17 protein-coding genes are annotated in these 19,973 nt (G+C 62.6%); 13 read left to right on the forward strand and 4 right to left on the reverse strand.

The window, feature by feature from the left end; translation table 11 throughout:
• Positions 1–10: 10 nt before the first annotated feature.
• Positions 11–1,117, forward strand: coding sequence for an S-methyl-5-thioribose-1-phosphate isomerase (gene mtnA, locus ACNJX8_RS02690; RefSeq protein WP_439359485.1), 1,107 nt, complete (start codon positions 11–13; stop codon positions 1,115–1,117).
• A gap of 139 nt (positions 1,118–1,256) precedes the next feature.
• Positions 1,257–2,431 (forward strand): IS3 family transposase gene (locus ACNJX8_RS02695; protein WP_439357590.1). Its coding sequence is split into 2 segments (ribosomal slippage): positions 1,257–1,551 and positions 1,551–2,431, totalling 1,176 coding nucleotides; the frame shifts between segments, so codons are not numbered across the junction.
• A gap of 93 nt (positions 2,432–2,524) precedes the next feature.
• On the opposite strand, the gene ACNJX8_RS02700 is transcribed toward ACNJX8_RS02695, so the two are convergent.
• A complete protein-coding gene (locus tag ACNJX8_RS02700; protein WP_249759149.1) occupies positions 2,525–3,160 on the reverse strand; it encodes an HAD-IA family hydrolase in 636 nt (211 codons plus the stop codon).
• Between the two features lie 119 nt (positions 3,161–3,279).
• On the opposite strand from ACNJX8_RS02700, the gene ACNJX8_RS02705 reads away from it, so the two are divergent.
• Both ACNJX8_RS02705 and ACNJX8_RS02710 read left to right on the forward strand, forming a co-directional pair.
• Complete coding sequence (locus ACNJX8_RS02705) at positions 3,280–4,038, forward strand: S1 family peptidase (protein ID WP_439359486.1); 759 nt, start codon at positions 3,280–3,282, stop codon at positions 4,036–4,038.
• A gap of 125 nt (positions 4,039–4,163) precedes the next feature.
• Positions 4,164–5,666, forward strand: coding sequence for a flavin-containing monooxygenase (locus ACNJX8_RS02710; RefSeq protein ID WP_439359488.1), 1,503 nt, complete (start codon positions 4,164–4,166; stop codon positions 5,664–5,666).
• A gap of 214 nt (positions 5,667–5,880) precedes the next feature.
• Here the strand turns inward: ACNJX8_RS02710 and ACNJX8_RS02715 are convergent, their stop codons facing one another.
• Both ACNJX8_RS02715 and ACNJX8_RS02720 read right to left on the reverse strand, forming a co-directional pair.
• Positions 5,881–6,807 carry a response regulator gene (locus ACNJX8_RS02715; protein ID WP_439359490.1) on the reverse strand — a complete coding sequence of 309 codons (927 nt, stop codon included), beginning with the start codon at positions 6,805–6,807 and terminating at the stop codon, positions 5,881–5,883.
• Positions 6,791–10,162 (reverse strand): hybrid sensor histidine kinase/response regulator, encoded by a 3,372-nt coding sequence (locus ACNJX8_RS02720; protein ID WP_439359491.1) that lies wholly within the window; start codon positions 10,160–10,162, stop codon positions 6,791–6,793. Before ACNJX8_RS02720 ends, ACNJX8_RS02715 begins: the two co-directional genes overlap by 17 nt.
• A gap of 170 nt (positions 10,163–10,332) precedes the next feature.
• Here ACNJX8_RS02720 and urtA point away from each other — a divergent pair, with 170 nt between their 5' ends.
• The 9 genes from urtA (at position 10,333) to ACNJX8_RS02765 (ending at position 18,826) form a co-directional block, all read left to right on the forward strand.
• A complete protein-coding gene (urtA, locus tag ACNJX8_RS02725; RefSeq protein WP_128930796.1) occupies positions 10,333–11,592 on the forward strand; it encodes an urea ABC transporter substrate-binding protein in 1,260 nt (419 codons plus the stop codon).
• Between the two features lie 130 nt (positions 11,593–11,722).
• Positions 11,723–12,649, forward strand: a complete 927-nt coding sequence (urtB, locus tag ACNJX8_RS02730; protein ID WP_128943392.1) for an urea ABC transporter permease subunit UrtB — start codon at positions 11,723–11,725, stop codon at positions 12,647–12,649.
• A 17-nt stretch (positions 12,650–12,666) separates the two neighbouring features.
• A complete protein-coding gene (urtC, locus tag ACNJX8_RS02735) occupies positions 12,667–13,809 on the forward strand; it encodes an urea ABC transporter permease subunit UrtC (RefSeq protein ID WP_164939130.1) in 1,143 nt (380 codons plus the stop codon).
• A gap of 64 nt (positions 13,810–13,873) precedes the next feature.
• A complete protein-coding gene (gene urtD / locus ACNJX8_RS02740; RefSeq protein ID WP_128940918.1) occupies positions 13,874–14,629 on the forward strand; it encodes an urea ABC transporter ATP-binding protein UrtD in 756 nt (251 codons plus the stop codon).
• A gap of 272 nt (positions 14,630–14,901) precedes the next feature.
• Positions 14,902–15,591, forward strand: a complete 690-nt coding sequence (gene urtE, locus ACNJX8_RS02745; RefSeq protein WP_128940917.1) for an urea ABC transporter ATP-binding subunit UrtE — start codon at positions 14,902–14,904, stop codon at positions 15,589–15,591.
• A gap of 27 nt (positions 15,592–15,618) precedes the next feature.
• Entirely contained in the window at positions 15,619–16,848 is a 1,230-nt protein-coding gene (fmdA, locus tag ACNJX8_RS02750) for a formamidase (protein ID WP_439359495.1), read from the forward strand.
• A 108-nt stretch (positions 16,849–16,956) separates the two neighbouring features.
• Positions 16,957–17,319 carry an FmdB family zinc ribbon protein gene (locus ACNJX8_RS02755; RefSeq protein ID WP_439359497.1) on the forward strand — a complete coding sequence of 121 codons (363 nt, stop codon included), beginning with the start codon at positions 16,957–16,959 and terminating at the stop codon, positions 17,317–17,319.
• 40 nt (positions 17,320–17,359) lie between these two features.
• Positions 17,360–18,400 carry an aliphatic amidase gene (locus ACNJX8_RS02760; RefSeq protein WP_439359499.1) on the forward strand — a complete coding sequence of 347 codons (1,041 nt, stop codon included), beginning with the start codon at positions 17,360–17,362 and terminating at the stop codon, positions 18,398–18,400.
• 198 nt (positions 18,401–18,598) lie between these two features.
• Positions 18,599–18,826 (forward strand): hypothetical protein, encoded by a 228-nt coding sequence (locus tag ACNJX8_RS02765; protein ID WP_439359501.1) that lies wholly within the window; start codon positions 18,599–18,601, stop codon positions 18,824–18,826.
• Between the two features lie 182 nt (positions 18,827–19,008).
• Here ACNJX8_RS02765 and ACNJX8_RS02770 read toward each other — a convergent pair whose 3' ends face one another.
• Positions 19,009–19,827: an MlaD family protein gene (locus ACNJX8_RS02770; protein WP_439359502.1), complete on the reverse strand. Its 819-nt coding sequence runs from the start codon at positions 19,825–19,827 to the stop codon at positions 19,009–19,011.
• Positions 19,828–19,973 lie beyond the last annotated feature (146 nt).

Consider the following 19,973-nt stretch of genomic DNA (forward strand, 5'->3'; position numbering starts at 1 on the left):
GCAGAATGCCATGAAGGTCGACGGCAAGCATTTTCGCAGCATCTGGCGTGAGCGTGACGGCTGGTCGGTCGGCGCGATCGACCAGCGCAGGCTGCCCCACGAGTTCGTCATTGCGAAGCTGACGTCATGCGAAGACGCGGCAGTCGCCATCCGCGACATGCTGGTGCGCGGCGCGCCGCTGATCGGCGCCACCGCGGCTTACGGCATGGCGCTCGCGATGCGCGAGGACGCCTCCGACGCCGGCCTGAAGCGTGCCTATGAGACGCTCGTCGTGGCGCGGCCGACCGCGATCAATCTGAAATGGGCGCTGGACGAGATGCGCGCGGCGCTGGCGCCGATCGATCCGGTCGAACGGGCGGAGGCGGCCTACGCGCGTGCCGACGAGATCGTCGAACAGGACGTCGAGATCAACCGCGGCATCGCCGGCAATGGCCTGAAGCTGATCGAGGCGATTGCGGCGAAGAAGCCGGGCGAGGTGGTCAATGTCCTGACTCATTGCAACGCCGGCTGGCTTGCGACGGTCGACTGGGGCACGGCGACGGCGCCGATCTATCTCGCGCATGAGCGCGGTATCAAGGTCCATGTCTGGGTCGACGAGACCCGTCCGCGCAACCAGGGCGCCTCGCTCACGGCCTGGGAGCTGGGCCATCACGGCGTGCCGCACACGGTGATCCCGGACAATACTGGCGGCCATCTGATGCAGCGCGGCATGGTCGATCTCGCCATCGTCGGCACCGACCGCGTCGCCGCCAATGGCGATGTCTGCAACAAGATCGGCACCTATCTGAAGGCGCTCGCCGCGCATGATAATGGTGTGCCGTTCTACGTTGCGCTGCCGTCGCCGACGATCGACTTCGCCGTTCATGATGGCATCCGCGACATCCCGATCGAGCAGCGCAGTGGCGTGGAGGTCACTGACATGACCGGCCGCACCGCCGACGGCAGGTTCGAGACGGTTCGCATCGTGCCGGAGGGATCGCCCGTCGCGAACTATGCGTTCGACGTGACGCCGGCGCGTCTCGTCACCGGCCTCATCACCGAGCGTGGCTTGCTGAAGCCCGACCGCGCCTCGCTCGCGGACGCCTTTCCCGAGCGGATCGCCGCCGCGGCGGAATAGTCAGTTCGCCGGTCGGGCTCGTTCAACACCGTCATTGCGAGCGAAGCGAAGCAATCCAGAATCCCTCTGCGGAGGCAGTCTGGATTGAGCCTCCCCTAAATCGGTGGACACCTATAGCTTAGGCAGCGAGAGGTGTCAGATGGCGAAACGGCAGCGACGCTCGTATTCGGACGAGTACAAGCGGCAGGCAGTTGATCTGGTTTTGTCGAGCGGCCGTTCGGCGAAGTCGGTATCGAAGGAGCTCGGGCTGGACGGCTCCGTGCTCAGCCGATGGGTGAAGGAGCGGAGCACGGTAGCAGCCGGCGGCAGCGCCGCGGCGCCCACGTCGCAAGCGGCGGTGCCGTCGGCGGCCCAAGCTGACGTGATCGCCCGGTTGCAGCGGGAAAACGAACAGTTGCGTATGGAGCGCGACATTTTAAAAAAGTCGATCGCGATCTTTGCTGGACCCAGGACATGAAGTTCCGCTTCATCGAAGATCGCCGCGCCGACTATCCGGTTAAGATCATGTGCCGTGTCCTCGGCGTCTCGCCTGCGGGCTACTATGCTTGGCGGTCGCGCCCGGAAAGCCCCCGGGCCGCTGCCAATCGAGAGTTGCTGCAGGACATCAAGCGGGTTCATCGCGACAGTCATGGTCGCTATGGCAGCCCGCGCATTCATGTCGAACTCAAGGCCCAGGGACACCATGCAAGCCGTGGCCGAATCGAGCGGCAGATGCGCTGCCATGGCGTTCGAGCCATCTCGGCCGGGCCGCGACGATGCCGCACCACCGATAGCGGGCATGGCTTCCCGATCGCGCCCAACTTGCTCGGCCGGAACTTCTCGGCCGCCATGCGCAATCAGGTCTGGCTCGCCGACATCACCTATGTCTGGACCGGCCAAGGATGGTTGTACCTGGCCGCCATCATGGATCTGTACAGTCGCCGTATCGTGGGCTGGGCGATGGACGACCATCTGCGCGCCGAATTGCCGCTCGCCGCATTAAGGATGGCGATCAAGGGGCAAAAGCCCGGCGCCGGCCTGATCCATCACTCCGATCGCGGCATCCAATATGCTTCAACCGAGTACCGCCAAGCGCTGCAAGCCGCCGGCGTCCGGCCTTCGATGAGCCGCAGAGCCGACTGCTACGACAACGCCCCGATGGAAAGCTTCTTCCACACGCTCAAGTCCGAACTGATCCATCACCGTCAATATCCGACCCGCGATGAAGCTGAGCGCGACATCTTCGCCTACGTCGAGGGCTTCTACAATCAACACCGCAGACACTCGGCCATCGGCTATATCAGCCCAGTCGAGATGGAGCTAAAATCGGCTTGAACGCTGTCCACTTTTTTGGGGGAAGATCAGGATTGCTTCGCTGCGCTCGCAATGACGAGTTTGTTGAGGCGGCGCGTCCCTGTTATGGGCAGCTTAACTCAGCTTCAGCCCCGTCGCGGCCTCGAGCTCGGCGATGGCCTGGGCTCCGCTCGTCACCTTGATCGTGGTCATGCCCATCTCGCGCGCCGGTTTCAGGTTGACGCCGAGATCGTCGAGATAAACACAATTGTTTGGGTCAACTTTCAGCGTCTCGACCATCAGCCGGTAGATACGCGGATCGGGCTTGCGCAGGCCGATCTTGGCGGATTCGATGACATGATCGAACAGCGCCATCACCTCGGCCACGTAAAGCGTGCGCCCCGTGAGGCTGCCGATGGCGTTGGCCGGAAGGTTGTTGGTGATGCAGCCGGTCTTGAATTGCGCCGCGATGCGCTTCAACGCCTCGACCATCTCGGGACGCAGATTGCCCTGGAGCAGCGGCAGCACGTCGCGGCCGCGCACCTCGGCGCCAAGCGCACGTGATTCCTCGGCGAACAAATGATCGAATGCGTCGATATCCACCTCGGCGCGCTCGAACTTGGCCCAGGCATTTTCCAGATGGTTGGCGGCGTTGGTGCGCCGGATGATGTCGATGGGCAGGCCACGTTCGGTCTCGAACCGGGCGAACGCCTCGAACGGTGAGCTCGTCAACACGCCGCCAAAATCAAAGATCACAGCTTCGATCGTCAAGATCCCGCCCTCGTCAATTCAGTGCCAAGATAGCTGACAAGACGGCTAGCACGCGCTATCGGCAAGGGCCAGCCCGAAGCAAACTCCGCCCCTGACCGAACCGACTGCAAGACGTTCCCATGAAAACAATTGCGACATTGATCACGGCCGCTCTGCTGCTCGCCACGCCTGCCCACGCCATCGTCGGCGGCGGCACGCCGCAGGCGGATGGTGTCGCGCGCGCCATTGTCACTATTGTCGGCTCACGCGGCAATTTCTGCACCGGGACCCTGATCGCACCAAAACTTGTGCTCACCGTCGCTCACTGCGTGCAGCCCGGTGCGGACTACAAGATCGTCGATCGCGGCGCCGACGGCCAGCCGCAATTGCTGAACGTCCGTTCTGTCGCGATCCATCCGAACTTCAACATGCAGGTGATGCAGGCGCATCGGGCGACCGCCGACGTGGCACTGTTGCAACTGGAAATTCCACTCAAGGGAAAATCGACGGTGCCAGTCGGTGCACCGAATATTCCAATCCGCGTCGGCAGCCGTTTTACCATCGCCGGCATCGGCGTCACAGTTCGCGGCGATGGCAAGAGCGGCGGCATCACGCGTGTCGCCGCGCTTATCGCCACCGGCCAGCCTGGGACGCTCCAGATCCGGCTGGTCGATCCCGTAACCAACGGTGTTCGCGACGGAATCGGCGCTTGTACCGGTGATTCCGGCGGTCCTGTGTTCGAGGACAAGCCGAATGGCGCCGTGCTCGTCGGCGTCGTCAGCTGGTCGACAGGGCCAAACGGCGCCGACGGTTGCGGCGGGTTGACCGGCGTCACGCCGCTCACGCTCTACCGGGACTGGATCTTGCAGACCGCACGGAGCTGGGGTGCGGCACTGTGATTTGACCGCGACCTGATCTATGTCATCTTGAAGCGGAAGCGCGATGGGCGACACTGCCTGTCGCGGAGGAAACGCGCCGTCCGATCAAGGCCGGCCACAAAAACAAAGCAAGGCAATAAGTAACAATGAATGTCGCTGTTCGCGGTCACACCGCCACCAAGCAAGCTTCCGAACATTTCGACGTACTGATCGTCGGCGCCGGCATCTCCGGCATTGGCAGCGCCTATCATATCGAAAAGCAGCTGCCGGGTACGAGCTACGTCATCCTCGAAACGCAGGCGACGTTCGGCGGCACCTGGAACACGCATCGCTATCCCGGCATCCGCTCGGACAGCGACCTCCACACCTTCGGCTACAGCTTCAAACCCTGGGTCGGCCCGCCCATCGCGACCGCCGAGGAGATTCTCTCCTACATGAAAGAGGTGATCGACGACAACGATATCGCCCGCCACATCCGCTACAAGCACAAGATCAATTCCGCGAGCTGGTCGAGCGAGCAGAATCTCTGGACCATCGAGGCGACGACCACCGATACGGGCGAGGCAAAGACCTTTACCGCAAACTTCCTCTGGATGTGCCAGGGCTATTACCGCCATTCGGAGGGCTATACGCCGGAATGGAAGGGAATGGACCGCTTCAAGGGTCGCATCGTCCATCCGCAGACCTGGCCGGATGATATCGATCTCGCGGGCAAGAAGGGGGTTGTGATCGGCTCGGGCGCGACGGCGGCGACGCTGGTGCCGAACATCGCGGACACATGCGCGCACGTCACCATGCTGCAGCGCTCGCCGACCTATTTCCGGCTCGGCCGCAACGCCATCGAGATCGCGGAAGAGCTGCGCCGGCTTCAGGTTGACGAAGCCTGGATCCATGAGATCGTGCGGCGGAAGATATTGTTCGAGCAGGATGCGTTCACGAAACTCTGCGTGTCCAAGCCTGAGCAGGTCAAGAAGGAGCTGATCGGCCAGATCAGCGCAGTCCTCGGTCCCGACTACGACGTCGAGACCCACTTCACGCCAAGATACCGGCCGTGGCGGCAGCGCATCGCCTTCGTACCGGATGCCGACCTGTTCAAGGGCATCGCCAGCGGCAAGGCCTCGGTCGTGACCGACGAGATCGAATGCTTCGTCGAGAACGGCCTCCAGCTCAAATCGGGCAAGCTGCTGGAGGCCGATATCATCATCACCGCGACCGGCTTCAATCTTGCCGCCCTCGGCGACATCGCCTTCGAGATCGACGGCAAGCCGCTCGCCTTCGGCGACACCGTCACCTATCGCGGCATGATGTTCACGGGCGTGCCGAACATGGTCTGGGTGTTCGGCTATTTCCGCGCGAGCTGGACCCTGCGTGTCGACCTCGTCGCCGACTTCGTCTGCCGGCTGCTCGGTCATATGAAGGCCAAGGGCGCCAAGAAGGTCGAAGTGAGCTTGCGCCCGGAAGATCACAACATGCCGATCCTGCCCTGGATCGATCCGGAAAACTTCAACCCCGGCTACATGATGCGCAACATGGACCTGCTGCCGAAGCGCGGCGACAAGCCGGAATGGCAGCACAGCCAGGACTACTGGGTGGAGAAGGACGAGATACCGAAGACGGATCTGGACGATGCGGCTTTTGTGTATGGGTGAAATTTCTTAGCCTGGCGTCACACTTTCCGCAGTCGTCCTGGCGAAGGCCAGGACCCATTAGGGAGGTGTCGTGGCACAAGCAGGTAACTACGAGTCTTCGTCAAGCTTCTCCCTGTGGTTATGGGTCCTGGATCAGCGCTCCGCTTTGCTGCGCTTGTCCAGGACGACACCATTTATTATGCAAGCGGCGCCTCAACTCACTCGCGCGATACGCTCACGAATTCCGCCGCGTCGCATTGGTCGCAATCGCCGCCGCAGCCGTCCGGTTCTCCACGCCGAGCTTGGCGTAGATCTGCTCCAGATGCTTGTCGACCGTGCGCGGACTCAGTCCCAAAATCTGCGCGATGTCGCGGTTGGTCTTGCCCTTGCTGAGCCAGGCCAGCACCTCGCTTTCGCGGGCGGTGAGGCCGAGCTCGCTGGTGAATTCGGTCGGCGGCACGGTGCCGGACTCCTTGGACAGCCGCAGCAGGAACTCGTTCGGCGTGGTTTCGCCCATATAGTAGAACCGGAGTTGCGGATTGTCGGGCAAAGAGGCCGCCTGAGATTTCGAGCTGCCCTTGCCCCTGGCCTGATCCAACCATTGCAGCAGTGATGGCGGCAGGACGAAGTCGTCGGCCCGCGGGCCGCGGTGGTCGGACAGCAGCCTTTGCGCCTGCGGCGTTGCCCAGAGCACGTTGCCCTGTCGGTTGACCGCGAACAGGAAGCGCCCGGAGACGTCGAGTGCGGCGCGCGCGCTCTGGGTCAGGCGGGCGTTGCCGAGATGTACGCGGATGCGCGCCAGCATCTCCTCGATCACGATCGGCTTTGTCACGTAATCGACGCCGCCGGCTTCCAGCCCGCGCACGATGTGCTCGGTTTCGGCGAGCCCCGTCATGAAGATCACGGGAACATTGGCAAGGCCGGCGTCGCGCTTCAGGCGGCGGCAGGTCTCGAATCCGTCGATGCCGGGCATCACGGCGTCGAGCAGAACGATGTCGGGCGTGAGCTGGTCGACGATACGCATCGCGGCCGCGCCGTCGAGCGCCACCATCACCGTCATCCCGGCGCTATCGAGCGCATCGGTGAGCAGCCGCAGCGTCTCCGGGGAGTCATCGACAACAAGCGCGACATCGCGCTTCCTCGACTCAATGCTCATGCGCATGCAACGCCTTCAATGTGGTCATGTACTGGTCGAGGTCGAAGCGGTCGACCAGCAACCGCATTTCCGCGACGAAATCGGCATGCTCGGGATGCTCGCTGCCGATCTCGTCCAGCTTCAGCTGGATGCCCTTGACGTAGCCGATCTGGCCGAGCCCGATCAGCGCCTCGATGTGCCGGACCGGCGGTTTTGATCCACTCTCGGGCCGCCAGAACGGTGCCGTGATCTCATCCGAGCCGTATTGCCATTCAATCTTGAGGAGCTGACGAATCGTCTCCAGCAGCCGCGGGATGTCGATCGGCTTCATCAGATAGCCGTCGTGGAAGGGCTGCGCCAGCGGCGTGCCGTGGGCCTCCAACGCACTCGCCGACACCATCAGGATACGCGCTTGGTGATGGCCGCTCGCACGCAAGGCCTCGGCCACGGCCCAGCCGTCCATGGCCGGCATGGAGATGTCGAGCAGGAACAGATCGGGCCGGCAATGCTGCGCCAGCGCGAGGCACCCCGGGCCGTCGGGGGCACTGAGCAGGATGAAACCGAGCGGTGTCAGCACCTCGCGCAGGAGGTCGCGATGCACGGGGTCGTCGTCGGTGATGAGGATCGTCTTGCGCGCGCCCTGATAGCCGGAGACCGGCGCCTCCACCGGCGCGATACGCTGAGGATTGGTCACCTCCGACAGCAGGATCTTGACCTTGAACGTACTGCCGGCGCCGACCGTGCTCATGACCTTGATGTCGCCGCCCATGACGCCGGCGAGCAGCCGGCTGATGGTGAGGCCTAGGCCAGTTCCGGTCTGTGGCTGCGAGACACCGAGCGCACCGCGCTCGAAGGGCGCGAAGATGCGCTCGAGATCGTCGCTTTGGATGCCGGGACCAGTATCGATCACCTCGAACTCGGCGACGGGGCTGCGATAGTGCACGACAAACTGCACGCTGCCGGCCTGGGTGAACTTGATCGCGTTGGAGAGCAAATTGATCAGCACCTGGCGTAGCCGCTTCTCGTCGGCATAGACGACGAGCGGCAGCGAGGTGGGCCTCCTGAACACGAAGTCGACGCCTTTGGCGGCGGCTTGAAGGCGGAACATGCCGACGAGCTGGTCGAGGAATTCGCTGAGGCGCACCTCGTCGCGTGACAAATACAGCCGCCCCGCCTCGATCTTGGAGATATCCAGGATGCCGTCGATCAGGCCGGAGAGGTGATCGGCACTGCGGCGGACGACGCGGACCTGGTCGCGCGGCTTGGTGGCGAGTGTTGCGTCCTGCTCCAGGAGCTGAGCGTAACCGCTGATGGCGTTCAGCGGCGAGCGCAGCTCGTGGCTCAGGCCGACGACATAGCGGCTCTTGGCGAGATTGGCGGATTCGGCGACCTCCTTGGCGCGCTGGAGCTCGGCGTCCGTGCGCTTGTGCGCGTCAATCTCCTGGATCAGCAGCGCAGTCTGCCGTTTCGTTTCAGCTTCCGCGGCCCGGCGGCTCTGCTGTGCCAGCACGAACAGCCAGGCCACGACGCCGATGATGATGCTAAGCGAGAAGAACACCTTCCAGAGCACGTTGGAAACGAGCATGTTCTCGCCATATACGCTCGCCGAGGTCTGGAGATAGATCAGTCCCAGCACCAGCGCGACAAGACCCGCGGAGACCACGAACACTCCGATGTAATGGCCGAACTGCGAATTGATCCGCTGATAGATCGGCTGCGGCAAAATCCTGCTGAGCGCGTCGGAGAACTGCACCTGAGCGCGCGCGTGCGGCTTGCAGAGATCGTGGCAGCGGGCATCGAGCGAGCAGCATAGCGAGCAGATCGGGCCGGCATAGGCCGGGCAGGAGGTGGTGTCTTCCGGCTCGAAACTGTGCTCGCAGATACAGCACTGGATCGCCTCGATATTGGCCCAGCTCTTTTTGGGCTTGCGCGCGATGTAGTATTTTCCGTCGGTAAGCCAGGCGATGACAGGCGCGGTGACGAAGGCGACGGCCAATGCGACGAACGCCGCGAGCGCCTTCATGACCGGGCCGAACATGTCATAGAATGCCGCGATCGAGACGATGGTCGCGATCGTCATGGCGCCGACGCCGACCGGGTTGATGTCGTAGAGATGGGCGCGCTTGAACTCCATCTGCGGCGGGCGCAGGCCGAGCGGCTTGTTGATGACGAGATCGGCGACCAACGCGCCGACCCAGGCGATGGCGACGTTCGAGTAGAGCGCCAGCGTCTGCTCCAGCGTCTTGTAGACGCCGATCTCCATCAAGAGCAGCGCCACCATGACGTTGAACACCAGCCACACTACGCGACCGGGATGACTGTGCGTCAATCGCGAGAAGAAGTTCGACCAGGCAATCGAGCCGGCATAGGCATTGGTGACGTTGATCTTGATCTGCGACAGGATCACGAACATGCCGGTGAGCGCCAGCGCCATATCCGGCTGCGACAGCACGTATCGGAATGCTTCGAGATACATGTGCGCTGGCTCGGCTGCCAGCTCGCTGGAGAGGCCGTGGCTCAGCGCAAAGAAGGCGAGAAACGAGCCCAGCAGCAATTTCAGCGCGCCGAAGATGATCCAACCGGGCCCCGCGATCAGCAGGGCGATCCACCATGACGTGCGCGACGTGCGGCGGTCGCGCGGCAGAAACCGGAGGAAGTCGACCTGCTCGCCAATTTGCGCCACCAATGAAAACACCACGGAGGACGCGACACCGAACAGCAACAGGTCGAAATGTCCGTTCGCGTCGCCGTGCTCGCCGGCGAACTTGCGCCACTCCGTGAACGAATAGGGATTGGCCCAGGCAATCGCGGCAAAGGGCAGAATATGCAGGATAACCCAGATCGGCTGCGTCCAGAGCTGGAAACGGCTGATCAGGGTGATGCCATAGGTGACGAGCGGGATGATCGCGACCGCGCTGATGAGGTAGCCGATCGGGCGCGGAATGCCGAAGCACATCTCGAGCGCGGTGGCCAGAATCACCGCTTCGATGGCGAAGAAGATGAAGGTGAAAGAGGCGTAGATCAGCGAGGTGACGGTCGAGCCGATATAGCCGAAGCCGGCGCCGCGTGTGAGCAGGTCAATGTCGATGCCGCATTTGGCCGCGTGATAGGCAATCGGCACGCCGCAGAAGAAGATGATGGCGGAGACGACGAGGATCGCGGCGCTGGCGTTGGTGACGCCGTAGTTCAGCGTGATAGTACCGCCGATCGCTTCCAGCGCCAGAAAGGAGATCGCGCCGAGCGCCGTGTTGGCGACGCGAGCGGCGGACCAACGGCGGGCGCTCTTCGCCGTGAAGCGCAGCGCGTAGTCTTCCAGCGTCTGGTTGGCGACCCATTGGTTGTACTGGCGCCTGACGCGGTCTATTCGCTGCCGCCCTGCCACGCTTTACCCCACTCCAGATACGGACCCGGAGCCCCTCGCAATTTCCGTACCAAAAGCCTACGTCGGCATTTTGCGGTGCAGTATACGCGATCTTGCGTATGCTTGAGCTGCACAAATTCGAGCCATCCTCACGGCACCAACGCGTGTCCTCGAACAAAAGTGGGGTGCTCATGTCAGACGAAGCAAACAAGGGGCTGTTGTCGCCGCTCCGGCGTAAACTGTTGATGGGAATGGCGGCCGTGCCTGTTATCACGATGCTGCCACGGGCATCTTTTGCGCAGGCCCCGGCGACGTCGGCAGTCAACACCACAGGCCTCGCGGTCACCGACACCGAGGTGACGGTCGGCATCCTGCACTCGGCGACCGGCACCATGGCCATCTCCGAGACCGGCTCGATCGAAGCCGAGAAGCTCGCCATCGAGCAGATCAATGCCGCCGGCGGCGTGCTCGGGCGCAAGATCAAGTTCATCCAGGAGGACGGCGCCTCGGACTGGCCGACCTTCGCCGAAAAGGCCAAGAAGCTGCTCGTCAACGACAAGGTCGCGGCGATCATGGGCTGCTGGACCTCGGCCTCGCGCAAGGCGGTGCTGCCGGTCGTCGAGCAATACAACGGCATGCTCTATTATCCGACCTTCTACGAGGGCCTCGAGCAGTCCAAGAACGTCATCTACACCGGCCAGGAGGCGACCCAGCAGATTCTCGCCGGCCTGAACTGGATCGCCAAGGAGAAGGGCGCGAAGTCGTTCTTCTTCATCGGCTCCGACTACATCTGGCCGCGCACCTCGAACAAGATCGCGCGCAAGCATGTCGAGAACGTGCTGAAGGGCAAGGTGGTCGGCGAAGAGTACTATGCGCTCGGCAGCACCCAGTTCAACTCGGTCATCAACAAGATCAAGCTGACCAAGCCCGACGTGATCTTCACTGACGTCGTCGGCGGCTCGAACGTCGCCTTCTACAAGCAGCTCAAGGCCGCCGGCATCGATCTCGCCAAGCAGCCGCTTCTCACGATCTCGGTGACCGAGGACGAGATCGACGGCATCGGCGGCGAGAACATTGCGGGCGCCTACGCCTGCATGAAGTACTTCCAGTCGCTCGACAATCCGAACAACAAGGCGTTCGTGCCGGCGTTCAAGAAGGCGTGGGGCGAGAAGACCGTGATCGGAGACGTCACCCAGGCTGCCTATCTCGGCCCGTGGCTGTGGAAGTTGACGGTCGAGAAGGCTGGCTCCTTCGACGTCGACAAGATCGCCGCGGCCTCGCCGGGCGTCGAGTTCAAGGGCGCGCCGGAAGGCTACGTGCGCATCCACGAAAACCATCACCTCTGGTCGAAGACCCGAGTGGGACGTGCCAAGCTCGATGGCCAGTTCGAGCTGATCTACGAGACCGCCGATCTCGTCGAGCCGGATCCGTTCCCGAAGGGCTACCAGTAAGGACCGCGGCGTCGCTCGCGTTCCCCTCTAGACCAAGCCGCTCCCTGGCGTGGATCGCAAGTCCATGCCCAAGACCCCGCGTCGCGAATCTGCTCGCGACGCGGGACCCTTTCCCCGACGGAGGACATCGATGTTCGGCGACTACTCGCTTGGTGACCTTGGCTCCATCTTCGTCATGCAGGGCTTTGCGGGACTGATCCTGTTTTCGGTCTACGTCCTGATGGCGTTGGGACTGGCGATCATCTTCGGCCAGATGGGCGTCATCAACATGGCCCATGGCGAGTTCATGATCTTGGGGGCTTACGTCACCTGGATGACCTCAAGCTTCTTCCAGGCCTATTTACCAAGCCTGTTCAGTGGCTACTTCTTCCTCGCGATGATCCTGGCTTTTGTCGCATCCGGCGCGCTGGGCATGCTGGTGGAATGGGTTCTGATCCGGCATCTCTACAAGCGTCCGCTCGACACATTGCTCGCGACCTGGGGCCTCAGCCTGATGCTGCAGCAGGCCTATCGCTCCGTGTTCGGTGCCCGCGAGGTCGGCGTCGAGCTACCGCAATGGATGCTCGGGTCGTTGCACGTGACTGACAGCATCGAGGTGCCGATCAACGGCGTCTTCGTGATGTGTCTCACCGTGCTGATCACCATCTCCGTCGCCTACGTTCTCTATATGTCGCGGTGGGGCCGGCAGGTGCGCGCCGTCGTGCAGAATCGCATCATGGCCGGCGCGGTCGGCATTAACACCGAGAAGGTCGATCGCTTCACGTTCGGTCTCGGTTGCGGCATTGCCGGTGTCGCTGGCAGCGCCTTCACAATGATCGGCTCGACCGGGCCGACGTCGGGCCAGCTCTACATCGTGGACACATTCCTCGTCGTCGTATTCGGCGGCGCCGCCAGCTTGCTTGGCACCATCGCCTCGGCTTTCTCGATCTCGCAGACGCAATCGACGCTCGAATTCTTCATGTCGGGATCGATGGCCAAGGTGCTCACGCTGCTTGCTGTCGTCGGCATCCTGATGCTGCGACCGCAGGGTCTCTTCGCCCTCAAAGTCCGCAAGTAACGAGAAGCAGGCAAGTCATGATCATCAACTCACGCTTCTTCAATCGATCCGAACTCATGGGCTTCATTGTTCTGGCCGCAATGCTGTTCGTGATCCTGCCGCTCTCGCTGGATGCATTCCGCCTCAATCTGGTCGCGAAATACCTGACCTACGCTTTCGTCGCGCTCGGTCTCGTGCTGTGCTGGGGCTATGGCGGCATCTTGAGCCTGGGTCAGGGCGTGTTCTTCGGCCTCGGCGGCTATTGCATGGCGATGTTCCTCAAGCTCGAGGCGTCCAGCGTCGAGAACACGAAAATCCAGTCGACGCCCGGCATCCCTGACTTCATGGACTGGAATCAGATCACGTCACTGCCGCTGTTCTGGCAGCCATTTCACAGCCTCACCTTCACCATCCTCGCCATCATCCTGGTCCCCGGTCTCTTCGCTCTGATCATCGGCACCGCCATGTTCAAGCGCCGCGTCGGCGGCACCTATTTCGCGATCATCACCCAGGCCGTCGCCGCCATCCTGACCATCCTGATCGTCGGGCAGCAGGGCTATACCGGTGGCATCAACGGCATGACCGACCTGCGCACACTCAAGGGCTGGGACATCCGGCCCGACCACGCCAAGGTCATTCTCTACTTCGTCGAGGTGGTGCTGCTGTTCGCCTGCATCGGCATCGCGCAGTTCATCCGCCTGACCAAGCTCGGCCGCATCCTGGTGGCGATGCGCGAGCAGGAGGACCGCGTCCGCTTCTCCGGCTACAGCGTCGCCAACTTCAAGATCTTTGCCTTCTGCATGGCCGCGGTCTTCGCCGCGATCGGCGGCGCCATGTTCGCGCTCAATGTCGGTTTCATGTCGCCATCTTTCGTCGGCATCGTGCCGTCGATCGAGATGGTGATCTACACCGCGGTCGGCGGGCGGATGTCGATCTTCGGCGCGATATGGGGCGCGATCCTGGTGAATTTCGCCAAGACCAGCCTGTCGGAATCCTTCCCGCAACTCTGGCTGTTCGGTCTCGGTGCGTTGTTCATCGCCGTCGTGCTCGCCTTTCCGAACGGTCTATCCGGGCTCTGGGCCGATTACGTGCAGCCGCGCATTGATCGTCTGTTCGCCTCGCGCAAGTCGAAGTCGGGCTGGAACGACAACTCGGTCGCCGACGGCGCACCGGCAGAGTGAGGAGGCCATCATGCTCATCGGTCATCACGATGCCGATGCCACGCTGGCAGTGAGGAGATAGATCATGCTCATCGGTCATCAGCCTAAGGAATTCCTGCTCGCGGTCTCCGGATTGACCGTCTCGTTCGACGGGTTCAAGGCGGTCAATGATCTCTCCTTCTACGTCGAGGAGAACGAGATCCGCGTCATCATCGGTCCCAACGGTGCCGGCAAGACCACGGTGCTCGACCTGATCTGCGGCAAGACCAAGGCGACCTCGGGCTCGATTCAGTTTCGTGGCAAGGAGCTCACGAAAATGAAGGAAAACGAGATCGTGCAGACCGGCGTCGGTCGCAAATTTCAGACGCCGTCGGTGTTCGAGGATCTCACCGTTTTTGAGAACCTCGAGATCTCGTTTCCGCGCGGTCGCACCGTGTTCGGCTCGCTGACTTTTCAGCGCGACCAGCCGGTCAAGGACCGGGTCGAGGAGGTCGCGGAGATGATCTTCCTCAAGGACAAGCTCAACACCTATGCCGACGAGCTCAGCCACGGCCAGAAGCAATGGCTCGAGATCGGCATGCTGCTGATCCAGGACCCGGACCTCCTGATGCTCGACGAGCCCGTCGCCGGCATGAGTGTGTCCGAACGCGCCAAGACTGCCGAGCTGCTCAACCGCATCATCAAGAACCGCTCGGTTCTGGTGATCGAGCACGACATGAAGTTCGTCGAGGACATCGCGCACAAGGTCACCGTGCTGCACCAGGGCCAGATCCTCTCGGAGGGCACCATGGAGAAGGTGAAGAACGATCCTAGGGTCGTCGAAGTCTATCTGGGGCACTGACGATGGCGAAAACCAGCGAGTCCGCAGCGGCATTGGCGGTGCACCTCTCCCCTTGTGGGAGAGGCGTAGGCCGCCTTCGGCGGCCATTCTTAAGAGCGGCGAAGCGGAGCTTCGCCTCTGTCGCGCAAGCGATCCGGGTGAGGGGTATCTCTCCGCGCATCAAACTGCCCCTCGAATCCGCTGATGCATACCCCTCATCCGTCGCGGGCTTCGCCCGCGCCACCTTCTCCCACAAGGGGAGAAGGAAGGCATACCGAGCTTAGGAGCCAACGATGCTGGCAATTTCAGACCTTCACGTCGCCTACGGCCAGAGCGAGGTGCTGCACGGGCTCAACGTCAAGGTCGCGCCCAACGAGATCGTGGCGATCATGGGCCGCAACGGCATGGGCAAGACCACGCTGATGAAGTCGCTGATGGGCATCCTGCCAGCGAAAAGCGGCTCAGTGACCATGGACGGTGCCGAGCTCGGTGGCCTCAAGAGCTACGAGCGCGTCGCCAAGGGCCTCGCCTATGTGCCGCAGGGCCGCATGATCTTCTCCACCATGACGGTGAAGGAGAACATCGAGACCGGGCTCGTCGTCTCCGGCGGGGCGGAGGTGCCCGGCGACATCTACGAACTATTCCCGGTGCTGCTGGAGATGAAAGGCCGCCGCGGCGGCAATCTCTCCGGCGGCCAGCAGCAGCAGCTCGCGATCGCCCGCGCGCTCGCGACCAAGCCGAAGGTGCTGCTGCTGGATGAGCCCACCGAAGGCATCCAGCCGTCGATCATCAAGGACATGGCGCGCACCCTCAAGCGGATCCGCGACGAGAAGGGGCTCTCGATCGTCGTGTCCGAGCAGGTCCTGAGCTTCGCGCTCGATATCGCCGATCGCGTGCTGGTGATCGAGAACGGCGAGATCGTTCGCGACGACCCGCGCGATGCCGTCGATGCCGCGCAGGTCTCGAAATATCTGTCCGTCTAACCAACTGTGTAAAAGGGGAGCATCTCGATGCCAGAGACACTGATCAAGGTCGATCTCACCAAGTCGGCCTACGAAAACGACATGGTGCACAACCGCTGGCACCCCGATATCCCGATCGTGGCCTGGGTCAATCCCGGCGACGATTTCATCATCGAGACCTATGACTGGACCGGCGGCTTCATCAAGAACAACGATTCCGCCGACGACGTGCGCGACATCGATCTGTCGATCGTGCACTTCCTCTCCGGTCCGATCGGCGTCAAGCGCGCCGAGCCTGGCGATCTCCTCGTCGTCGATCTGCTCGATGTCGGTCCCCTCAAGGAGAGCATGTGGGGCTTCAACGGCTTCTTCTCCAAGCAGAATGGCGGCGGCTTCCTCACCGACCACTTCCCGCTGGCGCAGAAGTCGATCTGGGACATCAAGGGCCTCTACACCTCGTCGCGCCACGTGCCCGGCGTGAACTTCGCCGGCCTGATTCATCCCGGCCTGATCGGCTGTCTGCCCGATCCGAAGATGCTGGATATGTGGAACAAGCGCGAGGCCGAGCTGATCTCGACCAACCCGACCCGTGTGCCCGGCCTTGCCAATCCGCCGTTCGCACCCACCGCCCACGGCGGCCGCGCCAAGGGCGACGTGAAGGCCAAGATCGGTGCCGAAGGCGCGCGCACCGTGCCGCCGCGCGAGCACGGCGGCAATTGCGACATCAAGGATCTGTCGCGCGGCTCGAAGATCTACTTCCCGGTCTATGTGCCCGGGGCCGGTCTCTCGATGGGTGATCTGCATTTCAGCCAGGGCGACGGCGAGATCACCTTCTGCGGCGCCATCGAGATGGCCGGCTGGCTGCATTTGAAGGTCGAGGTGATCAAGGACGGCATGGCCAAATACGGCATCAAGAATCCAATCTTCAAGCCGTCGCCGATCACGCCGAACTACAAGGACTATCTCATTTTCGAAGGCATCTCGGTCGATGAAGCCGGCAAGCAGCACTATCTCGACGTCCACATCGCCTACCGCCAGGCCTGCCTCAACGCCATCGAGTACCTGAAGAAGTTCGGTTATTCCGGCGCCCAGGCCTATTCGATCCTCGGCACCGCGCCGTGCCAGGGCCACATCTCCGGCGTGGTCGACGTGCCCAATGCCTGCGCCACGCTGTGGCTGCCGACGGAGATCTTCGACTTCGACGTGATGCCGTCGGCGGCAGGTCCCATCAAGTATATCACAGGCGATATCCAGATGCCGATCTCGCCGGACAAATGACACCGCGCTCCCTCTCCCCGTTCTTACGGGGAGAGGGTCGGGGTGAGGGGCTGTCTCCGCATGAGCGGTAGCAGTGAGCTGTGTTGAACACGCATTGGGGATGATGCGATGCCGGTCTACGAATATCTCTGTGACGACTGCGGTCCGTTCAAGGACCTTAAGCCGATGGCGGAATGCGACGATCCGCAAAACTGTCCGCATTGCGAGACGCCGGCGCCGCGCGTGATCCTGACCGCACCGAATTTCTTCTGCATGCCGGCGGAGAAGCGCAAGGCACATGCCGTCAACGAGCGCAGCAGGCACGCGCCGCAGACGCTGGCGCAATACAAGGCTGCGCATGGTCCCGGCTGCGGCTGCTGCTCCACAGGCAAGACCACGTCAGGCAAGAAAAAGCCCGCGCGTCTGATGACCAAGACCAGGAGCGGCGCCAAGGGCTTTCCCACCGCACGGCCCTGGATGATCAGCCACTAACTCACGCGCCAATCTCCAACAGAGCAGAGGACCAATTCAAATGCTTCACGGTGACATTTCCAGCAGCAACGACACCGTCGGCGTCGCAGTGGTCAACTACAAGATGCCCCGCCTGCACACCAAGGCCGAGGTGCTCGACAACGCCCGCAAGATCGCCGACATGATCGTCGGCATGAAGCTCGGTTTGCCCGGCATGGACCTGGTGATCTTCCCCGAATACTCCACGCAGGGCATCATGTACGACTCCAAGGAGATGTACGAGACCGCGTCCGTGGTGCCGGGCGAGGAAACCGCGATCTTCGCCGAGGCCTGCCGCAAGGCGAAAGTGTGGGGCGTATTCTCGCTCACTGGCGAGCGCCACGAGGAGCATCCGCACAAGGCGCCCTACAACACCTTGATCCTGATGAACGACAAGGGCGAGATCGTGCAGAAATATCGCAAGATCATGCCGTGGGTGCCGATCGAGGGCTGGTATCCCGGCAATTGCACCTATGTCTCCGACGGCCCGAAGGGCCTGAAGGTCAGCCTGATCATCTGCGATGACGGCAACTATCCGGAGATCTGGCGCGACTGCGCCATGAAGGGCGCCGAACTGATCGTGCGTTGCCAGGGCTACATGTATCCGGCCAAGGAGCAGCAGGTCATGATCTCCAAGGCGATGGCCTGGGCCAACAATGTCTATGTCGCGGTCGCCAACGCGGCCGGCTTCGACGGTGTCTATTCCTATTTCGGTCATTCCGCGATCATCGGCTTCGACGGACGTACACTCGGCGAGTGCGGCGAGGAGGAATACGGCATCCAGTATGCCCAGCTCTCGAAACATCTGATCCGCGATGCGCGCCGCAACGCTCAGTCGCAGAACCATCTCTACAAGTTGGTCCACCGCGGCTACACCGGCATGATCAATTCCGGCGAGAGCCCGCGCGGCGTTGCGGCCTGTCCTTATGATTTTTACAAGAACTGGATCGCCGATCCCGAAGGCACGCGCGACATGGTCGAGGCGATGACACGCTCGACGCCGGGGACCGAGGAGTGCCCGATCGACGGCATCCCGAATGAAGCTGCGGCGTCCAACTACTAGCCATTGGCGGCAGAACAGGTTGAGCGGAGCTTGATGCCGGGATGACCAGCCATCGATGTGAATGGCGATCCATAGGCGTCGACGTTCTGACATGTCTGCGCATGCGCGGAATGGGAACAGCGCCCGGCAAAACCGTGGCGCGGTTGCCACATGGACCGTTGAATCGGCCCAGATTGCGGTCCCGTTGGCGGATTCTCGATGCCCCGTAGCGCCCAGCAATTCTTCAACGGATCGCAGACCACGCCGAACGGTGCCGTCAATGGCGGCGGCGTCTGGGACGCAACCACCACCAATTGGACGGACTCGTCCGGTTCGATCAGCACCGCTTACGATCCGTCGTCATCGTCTGGCACCGTGTTCGGCAGCGGCGGTCCCTCGACGCCGGCAAGGGCGTCGTCCGTTACGCGTGGTAGGCGCTGCCTATAGGGCCACGGTGGGACTGCCATCCTCCCCTGGAGGGGGAGGATCGGTTCGCATGTAGCGGAGCGCAATGCGAACCGAGGTGGGGTGACAGTCTCTCCGTATTTTTCACTGCCCGTGTGGAGAGATCACCCCACCCCGCTCGCGCTGCGCGCGATCGGCCCTCCCCCTCCAGGAGAGGGTAAGCATCACCGCTGCTGCTCTGGCCTGCGCGGCGGTCGCGGCGCCACGGGCGTTCCCGCCATCTTGTTGGCGGTCTCGCTGATATCGAGCAGCGAGCGGCGGATGTCCTCGAGGTACCCCGCCGATTTCTTCTTCATGGTGTCGGCGAGCTCGTGCAGCCCCTGTATCTTCTCGAACAGCTCGTCGGCCTTGCCATTGACGAAGCCGGGCACCACACCCTCGATCTTCGTGACCGCCCTGTCGAAGCCCGCGAAGGCGCTGTCGACCTTGGCCATGACCGAGTCGATTTCGCCGCCCTTGCTCCTGAGATCGGCAGTATGGTTCTCGAATGTGCGCAGGCCCTCCTTGATCGCAGGGGCGTTGCTCACGATCGTACGGTCGACGCTGTGCAGGGTCTCCACGATGGACTCGGCGTCGCTGAGATCGGCGGTCAGTATGGGAATGCCGTCCGAGTCCAGCGGCACCGGCGGCGCGGAGGGGGCGCCCCCGATCAGCGAGATCGCGGCAACGCCAGTCAGACCCTGGAACTCGATGCCAGCGACGGTGTCCTTGCGGATCGGTGCGGTGTTGTCGAGCATCACGAGCGCCACGATCCTGCGGGGACTGTCCAGCTTGATCGACAGGATCTGGCCCGCAGGCACGCCGTCGAAATTGACCGGCCCGCCGCGACGCAGACCGCTGGCGGAGCCGCCCTCGAACACCACGCGCAACTGGCTGCGGCTTTGGATGGTGCGCCATTTCTGCACGCCCAGCAGGCCGCCGAATGCCACGGCGATCACCGCCAGCGTCGCCGTTCCGATCACAAGATTGCTCGCGCGTGCCATGCAGGGCGATTTTACGGCCAAAGCGGGGAAGTTGGAAGAAGCCGGGATGGGCCTTGGCCGCTATACTAGGACAGGCGGGTTAACGACTTGTCTGCCGTGGCACGAAAGTGCGAAGCGGAAGCATAACCCGCCACTTACGCATTTGC

The sequence above is a fragment of the Bradyrhizobium sp. SPXBL-04 genome (genome assembly GCF_051853035.1).
GTDB classification, from domain to species: Bacteria; Pseudomonadota; Alphaproteobacteria; order Rhizobiales; family Xanthobacteraceae; genus Bradyrhizobium; species Bradyrhizobium zhanjiangense.